The following is a 17,522-nucleotide window of genomic DNA, read 5'->3' on the forward strand; positions in this document are numbered from 1 at the left end:
CACGGCCGTGACTGATCGCGTGCAAGCCGTCGTCATCGGCGGCGGCGTCGTGGGCGCTTCGGTGCTGTTTCACCTGACCCGCGCCGGCTGGACCGATGTGGTGCTGCTCGAACGCTCCGAGCTCACCGCGGGTTCGACCTGGCATGCCGCCGGCGGCATGCATCCCATCAACTCCGACCCCACGGTCGCCAAGCTGCAGAAGTACACGATCGAGCTGTACCGCGAGATCGAAGAGCTCTCAGGCCAGGACTGCGGCATCCACCTCACCGGCGCGGTCTTCCTGGCCGACACGGCCGAGCGCCTCGACTGGCTGCGGATGACCGACGCACGCGGCAAGTACCTCGGCATCACGTCCGAGATGATTTCCGCCGAAGAAGCCGCCCGGGTCATGCCGATCATCGATCCCAGCCAATTCGCCGGAGCGATGTACGACTACGAGCACGGCCACGTCGATCCGACCGGCGTGACCTACGCGTACGCCAGGGCGGCGATGGCAGCGGGCGCACAGGTCCGTCGCCACACCTGGGCGCGCCGCATCGAGCGGACGCCGCACGGCACCTGGCGTGTCGGGTTGTACGACACGTCCAGAGGCGATCTCGCCGGCGCATCGGACCCAGCCGCCGAGTGCAACGACTGGCTGGAAGCGACCCATGTCGTGAACGCCGGAGGGCTGTGGGCACGCGAGGTAGGCCGCATGGTCGGCCTCGAGCTGCCGGTGCTGGCGATGGAGCACACCTACGTCATCACCGAGCCCATCGACGAGATCGTCGCCCACAACGAGCGCTCCGGCGCCGAGCTGATGGGTTCCATCGACTTCGGCGGCGAGATCTACACGCGCCAGGAGGGTCAAGGCCTGCTGGTGGGCACCTACGAGCAGGCGGCTGTGGCGTGGCAGCGCCAGCAGACGCCATGGGACTTCGACAAGCGCCTGCTGACCCCCGACCTGGAACGGATCGCACCGTCGCTGGACACTGCGTTCAGGCACTTCCCCGTACTGGCCGACGCCGGCATCGCCCGGGTGGTCAATGGACCGTTCACGTTCGCCCCCGACGGCAACCCCCTCGTCGGCCCCATCCGCGGGCTGCCGGGCCTGTGGTCGGCCTGCGGTGTCATGGCGGGATTGTCTCAAGGCGGGGGCGTCGGGCTCGCACTGTCCAACTGGATGACCGCGGGAGACCCCGGATTCGACGTGTGGGCCATGGACATCGCCAGATTCGGCGACTGGGCAACTCGCGCCTACACGGCCACCAAGGTGCGAGAGAACTACCGGCGGCGCTTCAGCATCAGCTTCCCCAACGAGTTCCTGCCCGAAGGCCGACCGCTGTCCACGACCTCCATCTACGAACCGCAGCGGGGGGCGGGCGCCGTCTTCGGCGATGCCTACGGCCTCGAGGTGCCGCTCTGGTTCGCTCCAGAACCCGGGGCCGTCGAGGACGTCACGTTCGGTCGCTCCAACGCATGGCCCCATGTGCGCACCGAGGTGCTCGCCGTCCGCAACAGCGTCGGCCTCATGGAGACATCGGGCTTCGCCAAGTTCCTGGTGGAAGGACCGGGAGCGCGGGCGTGGCTCACACACCTCACCGCGGGCAGGCTGCCGGGACCGGGGCGGATCGCGCTCGCACCGATGTGCAACGAGCAGGGCAACCTCACCGGCGACCTCACGATCGCCTGCCTGCCGACGGCCGGAGGTGCGCCTGACGGTCCGGTCGGATCAGTGACCGGCGGTGCTACGGCCAACGCTGCATCACGTGAGCGCTTCATCGTGTTCGGTTCGGGCATTGCCGAGCGCTACTACGAGCGCTGGTTCGACGCACATCTCGCGCGTTGGGATGGCGGGCCGGTGGGGTACCGAACGCTCGGTACACAGATGTGCGGCGTAGCCATTGCCGGGCCGAACTCGAGAGCGCTGCTGTCGGAGGTGACCGACGCAGACGTCTCGAACGAAGCGATGCGCTTCGGCAGCTTCACCGGCATCGACGTCGGCTGGTCGCGGGTGTGGTGCGGACGGCTGAGCTATTCCGGCGATCTCGGTTACGAGTTGTGGATGGATGCAGGTCAGCTTCGCTACGTGTTCGACTTGCTCGTTACCCACGGTGCGGATCACGGACTGCGGCTGTTCGGTCTGCATGCGTTGGACTCGCTGCGCCTGGACAAGAGCTTCGGCAGCTGGGCGCGTGAGTACCGGCCCGTCTACGACCCGTTCGAGGCGAATCTGGGCCGTTTCGCGAGAATGTCCAGAGCCAGCGACGACGGGACGGACTTTGTGGGGCGCGCAGCTCTGGTCGCCAAGTACGGGCCTCGGGGTCCCCAACCGGAGAAGGATCTGCCGCCCGGTTCGATGGCGCTGCGCGCGTGGACGGTGCCCGGACCGGCTGATCGAACCGGTTTCGATGCGTTGGCAGACGAACCGATCTTCTGCAATGGCGAACCGGTCGGCTGGGTGACTTCGGGCGGTTATGCCCACTTCAGTGGAGTGTCCGTCGCCTTGGGCTACGTGCCGAGCGAATTGGCGCACGAAGGCGTCGACTTTGGGATCGAAATCGTGGGCAAGCGACGTACAGCTCACCTCATCGATGACTGTCTCTGGGATCCAGAAGGCATGGCGATGCGTCGCTGAGCCCAGCTTGCCGCGTTTTCCAGCCCGGATGCACACGATTCCAAGCACTGAAGCTGGTCGAATAACTCGATAGCAGTATGAGTTTCTCCAAATAATACGGCGAAGAATATAGACAGCTGCACCTCAAAATATCGGCGATTTTTGGCCGCATTTCATGAGCAATCCGGGCTGATTGTCTCCGGCTTGAAGTACCCTTACGCTCTTCCAATTCTTGTAAGCACCGGGAAGAGATACAGATCAAATGTCGGTGATGTCATAGATATGTCCTCACGCTTGGAAATGCATCACTACGAGACCATCGTCGCGGTCTCGGAAACCGGATCAGTGACCGCTGCGGCCGGTCGACTTCATGTCAGCCAGTCTGCGGTGAGTCACCGGCTGGCCGAAGCTGAGCGACGCCTCGGCGGACGCCTGTTCGAACGCCGGCCATCTCGCGGCATGCAGCCCACACCTGCGGCGCTGGCGCTGTGCCAAGCCGCCCATCGTGCAATGCCGGATCTGGCACGGGCGGAGCAGGACTTCATGCGCAGCGTCGGCGGTACGACGGCCACGGTCCGGATCGGCGTCGGGTCCTACGACTGCTACCACTGGCTTGCGCCGTTTGCGGCAGCGTGCAGTGACCGGCTGGAAGGACTGCTCCTCGAGCTGGTGGTCGTGGGCGACATGCCGGTGCCACGACTCGCCGACGGGACGGCCGACCTCGTGCTTGCTCCGGGACCGGCGCCGGGGGCGCGCGACGCAATCCACCTGTTCACCGATGAGCTGGTGCTGATCACGCACCCCGAGCACCGGCTTGCCGGCCGGACCTGGATCGGGCCCGAGGCGATTGCCGAAGAGAACTACTTCACGTACAACCGGCAGCCATCGCCTGGATTCGAGTACGAGCGCTTCGTCCGCCCAGCGGGCCTGTCACCCCGAACGATCACCGTGCTCGAGCAGACCGGTGCCATCGCCGAGATGATTGCGGCTGACTTCGGAGTGTCCATTCTCAGCCGGTGGGCGATGTCGCCGTGGCTCGACTCCGGGCGGCTCGTCGCTGTGCGCTGTGGCCGTTCCGGACTTGACCTGGAGTGGTCGGCACTCACGCGAATCGAAACAGACGACGACGCACCAGAGCGGCAGGTCGCCAATGCCATCGTCGACTGGCTCGGCGATTCGAGCAACAGCTGAGCCCGGCCGGTCGGCCTGACCGCCTGGCTCAGTCGAGCAGCGACCTGCTGATCACGACGTCCTGGATCTCGGTGGCCCCGTCGACGTAATGCGTCAGGCGCGAGGCGGCGAGGTGCCGGGGCAGCGGATGGTCGCGCCGGCCGCCCACGGCGCCCATCACCTGCATGCAGTCCGCGAGGCCTCGCTCGGCGACGCGAGTGGCGAACTTCTTGGCGTGTGCTGCGTGGACTGCCGCGGGCCGGCCTTCGGCTACCGCCAGCGCCGCCCGGTAGGCGAGCAGACGGGCAGCCTCCAAGTCGGTTGCCACGTCGGCCAGTTTGAAGCGCACGCCCTGCAGGTCGGCGATGCGGCCGCCGAACGCCTGCCGCTTGCGGACGTAGTCGATGGCGGTTGCGAGGCCGGTGCGCATCATGCCGCAGCACATGGCCGCGACCAGCACTCGAGCGATGTCGATGCCTTCCATCGCGGCAACGAACCCCTCGCCGAGGGGCACCATCACATCAGCGTCGGGCACGCGGCACTCATTGAAGCGCACCTCATTGGTGCCGATGCCGTGGGCGCCGATGAGCTCGTAGCCGTCCGTTCGCTCGATGCCGTCAGTGCTGCCGTCGATGAGAAACGTCATGATGCCCCGGTGTCCCGCTGCGGGATCTGCCTGCGCGTACACGGACATCACGTCGGCTGCCGTGCCATTGCTGACCCACGCCTTGCGACCGTCGATGACCCACTCGTCGCCGTCTCGACGCGCGGCCGTGGTGATCTTGGCGGCATCGCTGCCGACGCCCGGTTCCGTCAGCAGGAACGCGCCGAGCCGCTCACCGGAGACCAGCGGCCCCAGTGCTCGCTCCCGCATTTCGGCCGGAGCACGCCTGCTCACCGCACCCGCCAGATTGTTGTGACAGACGAGCACGAAAGCGATGGCGAAGTCGGCCGCGGCCACCTCTTCGAGCACCCGTGCCAGCCCGACCTGGCTCAGGCCCGAGCCGCCGTCGGCTACGGGCACGAGCAGCCCGCACAGCCGCTCGTCGCCGGCGCTCGCGAACGCCTCAGCCGCGAAGCGACGTTCACGCTCCCAGGACTCGGCGTGCGGCGCCACCGCCGAGCTGGCCCACGCCGCCGCCCGGTTCACCACTGCTTGGTCTGCCGCTCCCACGGCAGCGTCCGCCACCTCCGGCATGAGTTCGTCGGCCAGCTCCGATGGGGGCATGACGTCGAGATCGATCGCAGCAGAGGTCATGACCCGAATCTTGCCATCCGCAGGTCACGCCCATCTGGGAGCGGATTGCGGAGCCCCGAATTGAGGCCACTGGCCCGCGACGCCACACCGGGCCGTCGTACAGTTCGCCAACCGGTTGGCTACCGGGCCGCCGAGTGCCACCAAGGGCTGCCGCGATGAACTCAGACCGACCCTCCGCACGCCAAGGCAATCGTGCCGGTGTCCAGCTCGGCGTCGACGAGGCGATCGGGCGCATCGGGCGCAGTGCATGCGTCTATGTCGCACAGGGCTCAGCCACGCCGTTCGGCTTGCTCGCGGCCATCGACGACGCTCACGACCGCTTCGATCATCTCGAGTTCGTCAGCGCGTTCCTGCTGGAAAGGCCGCAGCCGCTGGACCACCTTGGCAACCCGTTCGGTTGGACCTCGCTGCAGCCCAGCGGGGCTCTGCGCGATGCCCTCGACAGCCCGCACTTCGGCGTGGTCCCGGCTCGCTACTCGGACATCACCGGGCTTGTAGGACCGGGCGGCGGGTTGGAAGCCGATGTCCTGCTGTGCCAGGCCAGCCCACCTGACACCGACGGCCGCATGAGCCTCGGCACGGGCGTCGGAGGTCACGTCGAGCTCTTGCGATCCACGCCGCAGGTCATCGCCCAGGTGAACCCCCAGATGCCCTACGTGCACGGCGAGGGCGAATGCCACCGCGCTGATTTTGATGGGCTCGTCGAGATTGACGAGCCGCTCGCGACCTTGGCCCCAGCCGTTGTCGATGAGACCGCGGAGGCGATCGCAGCGCACGTCGGCGAGTTCATCGGCGACGGCACGACGCTGCAGTTCGGAATCGGTTCGATTCCCGACGCGGTGCTCTCGAGCCTCGCCGACCGCCGGCACCTCGGCCTGCACGGCGGCATGATCAACGACGCCTGTGTCGACCTCATCGACAGCGGCGCAGTGGACAACCGCCACAAGGGATCGCTGGGCGACGGCGTGAGCGTCGCTGCGGAAGTGATGGGAACACGGCGTCTGTATGACTGGGTCGATCGCAACCCAGCGGTACATCTCACCAACGGTTCGCTGAGTCACGGCATCGAAGGCATCGCGCAGATTCGCAACTTCGTCGCGCTGCAGTCGACCGTGCAGATGGCACTCGACGGATCAGCCAACTCCGAGATGATCGGGGGCCGCTACATCTCTGGACCCGGCGGTGCACCCGACTTCGCATTCGGCGCCTGCGTGGCGACGGGCGGCCGGGCCATCGTGGCGATGCCGTCAACCGCCGCCGGCGGACGCATCTCGCGCATCGTCGCCAAGCTTGAGCCGGGCGCTCCCACGACGCTGCCGGCCTACACCGCAGACATCGTGGCGACCGAGTTCGGTGCCGTGGAACTGCGAGGCCGCTCGCTCGGGGAGCGAGCCGAGCTGCTCATCTCGATCGCCCATCCCGACTTCCGCGACGAGCTCAGCGACACCCAGCGCGGTTAAAGGCGGCGGACAGTGGCGGCCTTGCCGGTGGTGCCGTAGGCCATGCCGGACATGCGGTGGATGTTGCGGGTGTTGTGCATCCTGCCGTGGACGCGAGGCCCGGCCGCCAGTATCGCCCCGTCCACCACCAGCTCTTGGCCGCTCACGAACTTGCTGTCGTCGCTCGCCAGGAAGAGCGCCATGCCGGCGATGTCGGTGCCCTCGCCACGGTCGGGCCACGGCTGCAGTTCCGACATGATCTCCTCGGCCTGTTCCTCGTTGCCGCTGTGCATCAATGGAGTGAAGATGAGGCCCGGGCAGATGGCGTTCACGCGAATGCGGTGCGGCGCCAGCTCCAGCGCCGTGGTCTTGGCCAGGCTGATGACCGCAGCCTTCGCCGCCGAGTACGCCTGCGGGCCGGCGCCCCCGCCCATTCCAGCAATCGACCCGGTGTTGATGATCGAGCCGCCGGTGCCCTGAGGGATCATGACCCGGGCAGCGTGCTTCGTGCCCAACATCACCGAGCGCACCAAGATCGCGAATGTCTCGTCCCAGGCGTCGACTTCCAGCTCCGTGATAGGTCCGAACGCTCCGCCGATGCCGGCATTGTTGAACACCACGTCCAGCCGGCCGAACGCCTCGACCGCCAGATCGGTCATCGCCGCCACGTCGTCCTCCACCGCCACGTCGGTGCGGGTGAAGCGAGCGCGATCGCCGAGGCCAGCGCCGGTCAGCTCTTCCATGAATGCATGCCCAGCGTCGGCGTTGAGGTCACCGATCACCACCGAGGCGCCCTCGGCCAGGAATCGCTCCACCGTCGACCGTCCCATGCCGCTGGCCCCGCCGGTGATGACCGCGGCCTTGCCGGCCAGCCGTCCCCCGGAGTCACCGCTGCCCTCGCTCATCGTGCTGTCCTCCCCTGCTGTCGAATAGGACGCCGCGATTGTCGCCTATATGGCGCCGCCGTGCCCCGGCTTGCACAGATGCCAGAGCTTCGGAGGCGCACCGATCCGCGCCGTGCGAGAATACGGGCCGGGATTCGGGGGAACCCGCGGACATCGGGGAAAGACATGACGACGACCGTTCAACGACAGCTCACCGCCGAGGGCGGGCAGCGCCACATGCACGAAGTGCACAAGATCGCGCATGCCGGCGCCGTGGACGCCGACGGCCACATTCTCGAGCCGCCCGACCTGTGGGAGGAGTACCTCGAGGATCGCTACAAGGACCGGGCGCTGCGCATCGAGATCGAGCCCGAGCGCGGCCTCGAAGTGCTCATGATCGACAACCAGCGGAGCAAGCTGGCCCGTCCCGGCATGGTCTCGACGCTCGGCGCCATGGGCGCACCCGACCTGCCCGACATCATGTTCAACCCGGATCGCACCTACGTGGGCGAGATCCCCTACGGGGCGATGGACCCTCACCAGCGGATCGAGCTGCTCGATGCCGAAGGCCTCGACATCGCGGTGTTGCTGCCGACCATGGGGCTGCTGTGGGAGGCCGAACTCGAAGACGCCGAGCTGAGCCAGGCCTACACGCGGGCCTACAACCGCTGGATCTGCGAGTTCTGCCGAGATCACTCTGACCGGCTCATTCCCGTCGCACACATCTCCATGATCGACCCGGTTGCCGCGGCAGCCGAGCTGCGGCGCTCGGTGGCTGATGGCGCGCGCGGCTGCTTCGTGGCGCCGTTCACCCATTCGACGCGTCCGCTGGGCCACGCAGACCACGACCCGGTGTTCGAAGCAGCGCAGGACTTGGGCGTGCCATTCGCCATTCACCCCACGTTCGAACCGCAGTGGACCAAGGGCACCCGAATGGGCACGTGGGAGCACGTGCGCGAACTGCGCCTCACGGCTTCGATGACCGCATCGGATGGGGTGCGCCACCAGTTCGTGTCGCTGTTCGACTACGGCGTCTTCGAGCGCTTTCCGGAGCTGAAGGTGCTGGTGCTCGAGTCGGGCGGCGGTTGGCTCGGCTACTGCTTGGACCGCATCGATGCAGTGTTCGGACACACCTACACCGGCACCCGCGTGCCGCTGCAGATGAAGCCCAGCGAGTACTTCATGCGGCAGGTGTGGATCTCCTGCGACCCCGACGAGCGCTCGATCCCCGCGCTGGCCGAGCGTTACGGGCACGACCGGTTCATGTGGGCCAGCGACTTCCCCCACGCCGACCACACGCCGGAATACGTGCTCGACCTCGACGAGCTCGTCGACATGTTCCCCGCGGAGTGGCAGCGTGCCTTCGTCGGCGACAACGCCCGCGCCGTCTTCGACCTCTAGACGCCGGGCCGCTCCAGGCCCCATGGCCGAGGCTGCGGTTCAGCAGTTCATGATGGGCGGGAGTTTCCCAGCGCGGCCAGCGCTCGGGTCGCAGCGTTCAGGCCGCAGAGGCCGTGTGCTCCCGCTCCTGGCGGCGTCGACGCTGAGCACAGGTAGGTGCCCGGAATACCGGTGAAGTAGGGATCCCGGGCGAGTCGGGGCCTGAACAGGAGCTGGAGGGGCGACGACGCGCCGCTCAGGATGTCGCCGCCGATGAAGTTCGGGTTGTAGACGGACATCTGGGTGGTGGAGCGCACCGCCGTGCCTACCACTCGCTCGGAGAATCCGGGAGCGAAACGCTCGATCTGGGCGATGATCGACTCGGTGGCGTCGCCGGTGTAGCCGTGCGGGACATGGGCGTAGGCCCACAGTGGGTGAACATTGCCGACCGAGCGGAAAGGATCGGCGAGATGCTGCTGGCCGACAAGGACGAACGGCAGCTCAGGCATCTGACCGCGATGGACTGCCAGTTCGTTGGCGAACACCTCGCGTGCATCCCCGCCAAGATGCACCGTTCCGGCGTCACCGGCAGCAGGTGCTCGCCACGGCACGTCGCCCTCGATGGCGAAGTCGACCTTGAACGCTCCGGGTCCGTGACGGAACCGGCGGTAGGCACGGGCGACCCGGGGCGGCAACCGGTCGCCCAGGATGTCGGCCGCGATCGACGGTGAGACGTCGAGCAGCAGCAGGTCGGTCGGCGGCAGTTCGGCTGCGGACCGAACGCGAATTCCGGTCTCGGTCCGGCCACCGTGTGCCGTCAAGTCGGCAACGAGCGCGTCCGCGATCGCCTGCGAACCGCCTTCGGCTACGACCCAGCCGTACTGGTGTCCCGCTGCCAGGATCATGAGGCCCACCGCGCTGGTCATGGGGCGGTCCAGGCGCCAGAACGCATGGGCAGCGACGCCTGCCCACAGAGCCCGAGCGGGCTCGTCGCGCCACAGGCGGCCTAAGACGGTGGCGGGGGTCATGGCGGCCGCGCCGAACCGCGCCGTCAGCACCGGGTGACGGGGCAGCCGCAGCAGCGGCTGAGTGATGTCTTCGAACAAGCTGTCGAGATCGGCCGTCAGCGCCCCGAACAGCCGGCGCCAGCGCGCTCCGTCGTCGCCGAGCCCGTCAGCCGTGTCGTCAATGGATTGGTACAGGACGCTGGCAGAACCGTCGTCGAGGGGATGCGCGCAATCAACGATCGGCGAGCGCCACCGCAGGCCGAGCCGTTCGAGGTCGAGCGAGCGCAGGAACGGCGACGCCGCGGCCACCGGGTGCACGGCAGAGCACTGGTCGTGAATCAGGCCCGGCACGATGGCCTCGGCGCTGCGCGTGCCTCCCCCGATGGTGTCCGCCGCCTCCAGCACCGTCACGTCCACGCCTGCTTGCGCCAGGTGGACCGCAGCGGCCAATCCATTCGGCCCGCTGCCGACGACAATCGCCGTCGTCACCGCATTAGCCGGTGTCAGCTTCGGGCATCACGACGCCGTCGGCCGTCTGGCGGGGGATCAGCCAGTTTCCGTCGTGATCGATGGACGGCACCTTGCGTGCATTGCCGGGATGGGGCACGCCCTGGGGCTCGTAGCCCTCCTTCCGCCACGTCACCGTGTGCGGAATCGGACCGTCAGGCAGCCACGGCTGGGAGTTGTAGGCGTCGTCGTGGCGATACCAGCCCTTCTCGACAGTCCCCAATGCTGCGTCGATCACCCGGTACTGCACGCGGTTGGTGTATGCCGGCCGCGATTCGGTGAACACTGCAATCACATCGCCGGGCTCGTACTGGCACCGCTCCTGCCACGCCGCGATCAGCCGCTCGTCGAGGCAGTGCCCGTCGCCGAAGTTCCACCCCGTCAGCACGTTGCTCAAGAACTCGCCTTCGCGCTGAATGCGCTTGTCGAGATCGTCGACGTGGCACATCAGGCCCGAGATGTGCATGCGGCCCATCGGGTGCATCATGCGGAACGCCACCGCCTTCTGAATGAAGATCTCCGAGATCTCAGGGCCGAACAGCGGCTCGAGCTGGTCGATCTGGTTGTCGGCGGACTTCACGATCTTGTCGTTGATCCGGTCTTCCATCTCTTTGTTGCGAAGCGAGAACGTCGCCGCCGCCCAGTTGCCGGCGTACTGCTTCATGCCCACCAAGAAGCTCACGTACTGCGGGCGGAAGGCTCCGAGCACGATGGGCGACAGCGCCGCAACCAGCACCACGACCAGCAGCACCGGCTCCATGTCCCACACCGCGTAGCCGTTTCCGGCGTGGAAGTTCGAGAACAGGAACGCTGAGCAGAAGATGAAGAACACGTTCCACTCGAGCGGAACCGCCAGCGGGAACGTCGAGATGATGAACGTGTGCAGCATCCAGATGGACACGATGGCAATCCACGTCGCCCATCCCCACGGAGAGAACAGCAGCACCAACGGCATGATGAGCTCGCAGGTGGTGCCGCCGATATGGGCCAGCAGGTGCGTCGTTCGAGCCGGCCGGATGTCGCGGGGATAGTCCTTGACTGTCGCCTTGCGGAAGCGGTCCCACACCACCCACGGCGTGTTCTGCACCATGATCGACACCGTCGAAGAGAACCCGTGCTGCAGCTTCGAGAAGCCGGCGCCCATCCAGATGATGACGATGAAGACCTTGGCGGCGATGATCATGTCGACGAAGTTGCTGAACAGCGAGAAGCACAGCAGCGTGGGCACGTACTGCTCGGCCCGTGACGACAGGAAGATGATCTTGTCGCGCATGGCCATCAGCAAGATCAAGCCGCAGTAGATCAGCGTCGCCCACTGCGGCAGGATGCCGGTGCGGCCGTCGGGCAGCCCGTCCACCTGCTCCGGCGACAGCACCAGCAGCAGGATCAGGCTGGCCAGGATCAGCTTGTACAGCCCGGTGTCCCAGGGCGTGCGGCGATTGCCCTTGGTGAACGGCACATGGTTGGGGTACGGCGGCACACGCAGGGTGTCGTTCTGCCACCAGTAGAGGATTCCCCCGATGGGCGGGTCGAAGTGGAACGCCAGCGGGCCGCAGGTGGCCGCCAGACCCGTGATCTCGAGCAGGATCGTCCAGATCATCAGCTTCTGGTAGAGGATCGGCTCGTCCCACCAGCCGCCGATGTCGTTGAACTCGAGTCCGGCAGTGAACGCTCCGGCCACGATCAGCCCGAACAGCGCGTACAGGAAGATCTTCCACGCGTAGAACGTGCCGGTCTGCTTGGGCGTCCCGAAGCCGTGCTCGACCCAGTGCAACTGCAGCAACTTCATCCGTTCGAAGAACGGAATCTTCGCAAACTCGTCGAGATCGACATCGGGCAGCTCAGCTGTGCGATACCCCATGGTGATTACCTCTTTCGGCGGACCATCGCCGCGTGTCGTCGTCGTCGTTCGCGTTCGAAATAGAAGTCGTCTTCGGCGGCGGTGCGGGTCGAGGCGAGCTTGCCGGACAGCCGTGTCAGCTCGCGCTCGCGCACCCGCAGGCGCCTCCAAGCCTTCCTCTTGTTCTTGCGCCGCAAACGCTCGATGTGGTCTTCCTCGGTCTCAGACGTGCCGGTCAGGTACGTCTCTTCGATTTCGTCGAGACGGTTGAGGGCTTCGACAGCCGGCAGTTCCAGCAGGATCTGGCCGCGGGCCATCAGGTACATCCGATCTGACACCGCCAGCGCCTTGCGGGCGTGCTGCTCGACGATCAAGGCGCCGGTGCCCGTGGTGTCGGCCACCTTGCGGACCGCTCCCAGCAGCCGATCGACGATGATCGGCGCCAGCCCGAGCGACAGCTCGTCGGCCAGCAGAATCGACGGTTGACGGCTGAGCGCTCGTGCCAGCGCAAGCATCTGCTGCTCGCCGCCCGAGAGCATGCCGCCGCGCACCCCCAGCCGAGGCTCGAGCTCGGGGAACAGTTCCAGCGCTGCTTCCACCGAACCGCCGCCCACTCGCAGATTGTCCCGAGCCGACAGCTTGGTGAACACCAGGCGCTCCTCGGTCACCAGCCCGATTCCCCCTCGCCGGATGCGCTGGTACATGGGCGTGAAGGTCGGCGTGTTGCCGAACATCACGATTCCGTCGACGGGCGTCAGCTCACCGGCGATGGTCAGCAGCGTGGTGGTCTTTCCGGCGCCATTGGGCCCGAGCAGGCAGACCACCTCGCCCTGGTGGACCTTCAGGTTCACACCTTGGACGACGGCCCGGTTGAGGTACCCGCACTTGAGACTTCGCGTTTGCAGCAGCGGCCTCATGCGCCACCTCCCGCAACTTGCGTCGTGCGGGGCTCGGGTTTGCTGTCGTGCTCGTCGGCCTCGGACCCCAGATATGCGGCCACAACGGCTGGGTCAAGACGGATTTCCTCAGGGCTCCCGACTGCGATCTTGTTGCCGAAGTCCAGCACCACCACGTCGTCGCACACCTCGTTGACAAAGTTCATATCGTGCTCGACCACCAGCACTGCCATGCCCCAGTCCTGGGCCAGGCGGCGGACCACCTCGGCCAGCTCTTCGCTTTCGGCGGTGCTGAGACCAGCGGCTGGCTCGTCGAGCAACAGCACGCTCGGGTGCATCGCAACCGCCCGGGCAATCGCCAGCAGCCGGTGCTTTCCGTAGGAGAGATCCTTCACGTCGCGGTGCAGGTCGCCGTCGAGCTGGAACTCGATGATCGCCCGCACGACCTCAGGCGGGAACGGGGGGCTCCTCGGCGCTACCAGATCGCGCAGGTACGACCGCATGTCTTGAGGGTCCGCGGCAACGCTGATGTTCTCGAACACCGTCGCGTCTTCGAACAGCTCGAGCGTCTGGAACGAACGAGCAATGCCGTTGCGCGCACGTTTGGAGGGCGACACGCGCGAGATGTCCTCGCCGTCGAGCACCACTCGACCCTCCGCGGGTGCGAAGCCGCACACGGCGTCAATCAGCGATGTCTTGCCGGCGCCGTTCGGGCCGATCAGCCCTGTGATGGTGCCCGGAGTGAGGTTGAAGCTGACATCGTTGACCGCGACGACGGCCCCGTAGCGCACGGTCATGTTCTCGATGCTCAGCACGCGAGCCGGGACCTTCGACTGTTCGCTCCCTGAGGAATTCGAGTCGGCGGCGTTCGGATCGGAAACGTCTTCCAGCTCGATGAAGTATGAGCGGCCCCACTTGCGGGCTCGCTTCACCAGCCGGAAGATCTTCACCCACTCGGCGGCGACACCGTCCTTGTACCCGAGGACCATGAGCAAGATGGCGATGCCGCTGATGAGCTGGGTCCAGCGGCCCACCCCATCCCACGTCGATTCGAGCACTTCCTGGCTGAAGGCTGCGGTCGCCATGGTGGCGCCCACGAACGCACCGAGCAGGTGACCGACGCCGCCCACGATTGCGAGGCCCACAAACAGGATCGAGGTGAGGTTGGTGAACGACGTGTAGCTGACCGAGGTCAGCCGGAATGCCAGCACTATCCCGCCCAGCGCCGCGATAGCCGAGCTCAGCGAGAAGGCGAACAGCTTCGCCTTGGGCACGTCGATGCCGAGCGCCGTAGCGGCCCGCTCGTTGGTCCGAATGGCGAGCAACCGCCGCCCGCTGCGCCCACGACGCACGTTCGACACCACCCACACCGCCAGCAGCGCCATCGCCAGCACGAAGAGGCCGTATCGCTCCGGGTAGCGAATGGAGCCGATGTCGAGGCCGAACAGCTCAGGGCTGCCGACCTGCGTGCCTTGCACGCCGCCGGTGTATTCGCGGTTGCGGAACAGCATCAGCTCGATGGTGGTGCCGAGTCCCAACGTGACAATTGCCAGATTGATCCCGCGGGTTCGTGCAGCCGGCAAGGCGAAGATGAATCCCAGCGGCACGGCGGCCAGCACGCCGGCGACCAGCGCCAACAGGAACGGGATGTCGAACACCGCAACGAGGCGTCCTGACACGTACGCGCCGAATCCCGCGATGGTGTACTGCGCCAGCGATAGCTGGCCCGCGTAGCCGGTCAGCAGCACGATCGACAGCAGCACAATCGAAACGCCCATGGTGACGGTCAGGGCGTCGATCCACTTGGCCTGCTTGGTGAGCATCAGGAACGCCACCGTGCCGATGCCGAAGATCGTCCAGTCCCACGACATGCGTCCGTTGCCGATCATCGGCAGCTCGCGCAAGAAGTAGTCCCGGAGCGGCAGCGACCGGCCCTTGAACACCAACACAGCCACAATCACCAGGAAGGGCAGCGACTGCCCCAATCCTTGCTGATCTACGTAGCGGCCCACGAGTGTCTGACCGATGCCCAACGCCAGGCCGGCGGCGGTAGCGATGGGGAACGACCGGAAGTCCCCGACCAGCGCCGCGGCCAAGGCCGCGAGCACCAGCGATGTCATGGCTGTGACCTGCAACGTGATGATGGGCACCACCAAGATGCCCGCAATGGCAGCGATGGCCGAGCCCAGCGCCCAGTTCTTGATGGCGATCGCATTCGGCGACAACCCGATGGCCGAGGCGGCTCGCTCGCTCTCGGATACTGCCTCGGTGGCGAGGCCGAAGTGGCTCCGTCGGTACATCGACCACAGCAGCACGGCGAACACGCATGCCACTCCGAACAGAATCAGCCGGTCGACGGTGATCGCAACCTCGCCCCACAGCGTCACCCGGTTGGTGGGCAGCCAACTGGCCACCTGGCGTGCGTTGGAGCCGTACCGGATGACCACGCCGGCCTGGATCAAGATGAGCACGCCGAGAGTCGCGATGACGCGGATCAGCGTGCTGGCGCGTCGCAGCGGCCGCATGATCACCCAGTGCGTCAGGGCGCCGAGCAGCGCTGACAGCGCGACGCCCGTCAGCGCCGAGAGCAGGAACGGCCAGTTGGCCCGGTTCTGCAGTTCCCACTGCAGGAACACACCCGCTATTGCGGTTGCGCCAAGGGAGAAGTTCAGGACGCCGGTGCCGCGGTAGACAACGATCAAGCCTTGGGAGGCCAGCGCGTACAAGGCACCGACCCCGAAACCCAGCAGAGCGAAGCGGATGACTTCGTCCAATGGTTCTCCCGTCGCAGCGGCGCTAGGCCGGTTCGCGCCTGCGCCGGGGTGGCTGGTGATCGCTCACTCGGGCCACCCCGGCACGGGCGCCAGTACTCAGATGACGGTCAGCCGGCGTTGCCGGTGGCCAGGTCGCCGACGTCTTCGAACTCGGTGGTCAGCGGCACCACCTTGCCGTTCTCCAGCTTGCTGAACACCACGCTGCGGTTGAACAGGCGCTGGTAGCCCGGCAGGCCATCGGTCCACTCCTGGGTGAAGTCCAGCACCGGGACCATGCCGCCGAGATCGAGGTGGTTGGTGGCCGACGCAGCCTCGAAGAATGAGGTCGCGTTGATCTCGCCGTCGATGGTCTCGGCGATCTGCGTAAAGGCTGCGAACGCCGCCCACGTGCCCATGCCGCCCAGGCTGTTGTAGTCGTGCTCGGTGGTGTCCCAGCCGCCTTCTTCGAGGGCCAGCCGGTACTCGTCCCACGGCGCAGTCGAGATGTCGGGGTACATGCCGCCGATGATGTCGCCGTCGGTGGACTCCTCGTTGCCTGCGGCGGAGATCTCGTTCAGGTTGCCCTGCGGGCCGTACTGGCGAGCGTCGGTGCCCGACTGGGTCCACGCCGTGTTCCAGGTGATGTACGGCGTCTCAGAGACGATGCCGATCACGCAGTCGGCGTCGGTCGTCGCCTGCGCGACCTCTGAGGAGTAGTCCTGCGCTGTCGGCGGCAGGATGATGATGTCGCCGAAGCTCTGGCCGAGCGCCGCGATCGCGTTCTCCATCGGCGGGAGGAAGATCTGGGCGCCGTCGATGATCACGGCGTTGATCGCCTGGCACCCGTCGTCGATGGCTCGTTTGATGATGCCGACGGCGTACATCGGCTGGTTGCCGATGGGGAACGAGTGCGGGCTCGTCAGCTCAGACGGCGTGATCGGGCAGCACGGGCCGAACCAGGTGATGTCGGATTCGGCGATCACCGGCACGATGCTCTCCGCGAAGAACGTGAACGAGCCGACGACCGACACCATGTTCTCCTCGACCGCCTCGCGGGCACACGCCGCGGCAACAGCGGGGTCGAACATCTCGTCGCAGACCGTGACCTCCAGCGGCCGGCCGCCGATGCCGCCTCGGGCGTTGATGTAGTCGGCGTAGGCCATCGCCGTGTTCGCGATGTTGTGATACGTCGGGCCCGCAGCGTTCAGGGTCGTGACCGTCATGACCTTGATGGGCTCGCCGCTCGGCGCCTCGTCGACAGGCGCTTGCGTGGTCTCGGGGGCTGCCGCCTCGGTGGTTGTGGGCGCGGGTTCGGTTGCACTCGCTCCATCGTCTTCACCGTCGTCGCCGCCGCATGCGGCAGCAATCAGTGCGAAGACAGCGAGCAGTGCCGCCACCGTCCGCCACGCTCGCCGCCTCGAATGGCGCGTCACAGCACGTTCACTGGTCGTCATGTAGTTCCCCTCCCTAGGGACACGGCAGACCCGATGGCGGGCCGATGCGACCGCCGCCTGCCAAGTGGGTCATTCAAGCACAGCCGTCGACCGGCTGCCGGGGGTTCAGGCACCCGCCATGGGCAGCAATCTGTGCCACAGCTTGCCACCTCGCGCCGCATTTCGACGCAGCGCTAGGCAATCGCGAACACGATGATCGCAACGATGAACACGATGGTCATGGCCAAGATGGCCATCGCAGCAAATCCGTCGCTATTCGTTCTGTCCTCTGATGATGGTTCGGTCGGTTTGCGCATCTGCAGGCTGCTCATTCGGACCGGAGGGCGGGCTGTTCGGTG

Annotated in this window: 12 protein-coding genes; 4 read left to right on the forward strand and 8 right to left on the reverse strand. The window is 66.5% G+C overall.

The window, feature by feature from the left end; translation table 11 throughout:
* Window positions 1–7: 7 nt before the first annotated feature.
* Together ACOQPE_RS01895 and ACOQPE_RS01900 are read left to right on the forward strand one after the other, a co-directional pair.
* A complete protein-coding gene (locus ACOQPE_RS01895) occupies window positions 8–2,617 on the forward strand; it encodes a GcvT family protein (protein ID WP_420610238.1) in 2,610 nt (869 codons plus the stop codon).
* A gap of 261 nt (window positions 2,618–2,878) precedes the next feature.
* On the forward strand, window positions 2,879–3,787 hold the full coding sequence (locus ACOQPE_RS01900) for a LysR family transcriptional regulator (RefSeq protein ID WP_420610239.1): 909 nt from the start codon (window positions 2,879–2,881) through the stop codon (window positions 3,785–3,787).
* A 28-nt stretch (window positions 3,788–3,815) separates the two neighbouring features.
* Here the strand turns inward: ACOQPE_RS01900 and ACOQPE_RS01905 are convergent, their stop codons facing one another.
* On the reverse strand, window positions 3,816–5,024 hold the full coding sequence (locus tag ACOQPE_RS01905; protein ID WP_420610240.1) for an acyl-CoA dehydrogenase family protein: 1,209 nt from the start codon (window positions 5,022–5,024) through the stop codon (window positions 3,816–3,818).
* Between the two features lie 155 nt (window positions 5,025–5,179).
* On the opposite strand from ACOQPE_RS01905, the gene ACOQPE_RS01910 reads away from it, so the two are divergent.
* Window positions 5,180–6,484, forward strand: coding sequence for an acetyl-CoA hydrolase/transferase family protein (locus ACOQPE_RS01910; RefSeq protein WP_420610241.1), 1,305 nt, complete (start codon window positions 5,180–5,182; stop codon window positions 6,482–6,484).
* On the opposite strand, the gene ACOQPE_RS01915 is transcribed toward ACOQPE_RS01910, so the two are convergent.
* Window positions 6,481–7,368, reverse strand: coding sequence for an SDR family NAD(P)-dependent oxidoreductase (locus tag ACOQPE_RS01915; RefSeq protein WP_420610242.1), 888 nt, complete (start codon window positions 7,366–7,368; stop codon window positions 6,481–6,483). The genes ACOQPE_RS01910 and ACOQPE_RS01915 overlap by 4 nt on opposite strands.
* A gap of 165 nt (window positions 7,369–7,533) precedes the next feature.
* Here ACOQPE_RS01915 and ACOQPE_RS01920 point away from each other — a divergent pair, with 165 nt between their 5' ends.
* On the forward strand, window positions 7,534–8,748 hold the full coding sequence (locus tag ACOQPE_RS01920; protein WP_420610243.1) for an amidohydrolase family protein: 1,215 nt from the start codon (window positions 7,534–7,536) through the stop codon (window positions 8,746–8,748).
* A gap of 47 nt (window positions 8,749–8,795) precedes the next feature.
* Here ACOQPE_RS01920 and ACOQPE_RS01925 read toward each other — a convergent pair whose 3' ends face one another.
* The 6 genes from ACOQPE_RS01925 to ACOQPE_RS01950 all read right to left on the reverse strand — a co-directional run bounded on the left by ACOQPE_RS01925 (window position 8,796) and on the right by ACOQPE_RS01950 (window position 17,480).
* Window positions 8,796–10,223 (reverse strand): phytoene desaturase family protein, encoded by a 1,428-nt coding sequence (locus ACOQPE_RS01925; RefSeq protein ID WP_420610244.1) that lies wholly within the window; start codon window positions 10,221–10,223, stop codon window positions 8,796–8,798.
* Between the two features lie 4 nt (window positions 10,224–10,227).
* Window positions 10,228–12,102 (reverse strand): DUF3556 domain-containing protein, encoded by a 1,875-nt coding sequence (locus ACOQPE_RS01930; RefSeq protein ID WP_420610245.1) that lies wholly within the window; start codon window positions 12,100–12,102, stop codon window positions 10,228–10,230.
* Between the two features lie 5 nt (window positions 12,103–12,107).
* On the reverse strand, window positions 12,108–12,998 hold the full coding sequence (locus tag ACOQPE_RS01935) for an ABC transporter ATP-binding protein (protein ID WP_420610246.1): 891 nt from the start codon (window positions 12,996–12,998) through the stop codon (window positions 12,108–12,110).
* Window positions 12,995–15,751: an ABC transporter permease subunit gene (locus ACOQPE_RS01940; RefSeq protein ID WP_420610247.1), complete on the reverse strand. Its 2,757-nt coding sequence runs from the start codon at window positions 15,749–15,751 to the stop codon at window positions 12,995–12,997. Before ACOQPE_RS01940 ends, ACOQPE_RS01935 begins: the two co-directional genes overlap by 4 nt.
* A gap of 107 nt (window positions 15,752–15,858) precedes the next feature.
* Window positions 15,859–17,184 (reverse strand): ABC transporter substrate-binding protein, encoded by a 1,326-nt coding sequence (locus tag ACOQPE_RS01945; protein ID WP_420610248.1) that lies wholly within the window; start codon window positions 17,182–17,184, stop codon window positions 15,859–15,861.
* A gap of 173 nt (window positions 17,185–17,357) precedes the next feature.
* Window positions 17,358–17,480, reverse strand: a complete 123-nt coding sequence (locus ACOQPE_RS01950) for a hypothetical protein (RefSeq protein ID WP_420610249.1) — start codon at window positions 17,478–17,480, stop codon at window positions 17,358–17,360.
* Window positions 17,481–17,522 lie beyond the last annotated feature (42 nt).

The sequence above is a fragment of the Candidatus Poriferisodalis sp. genome (assembly GCF_965219595.1).
GTDB lineage: Bacteria > Actinomycetota > Acidimicrobiia > Acidimicrobiales > Poriferisodalaceae > Poriferisodalis.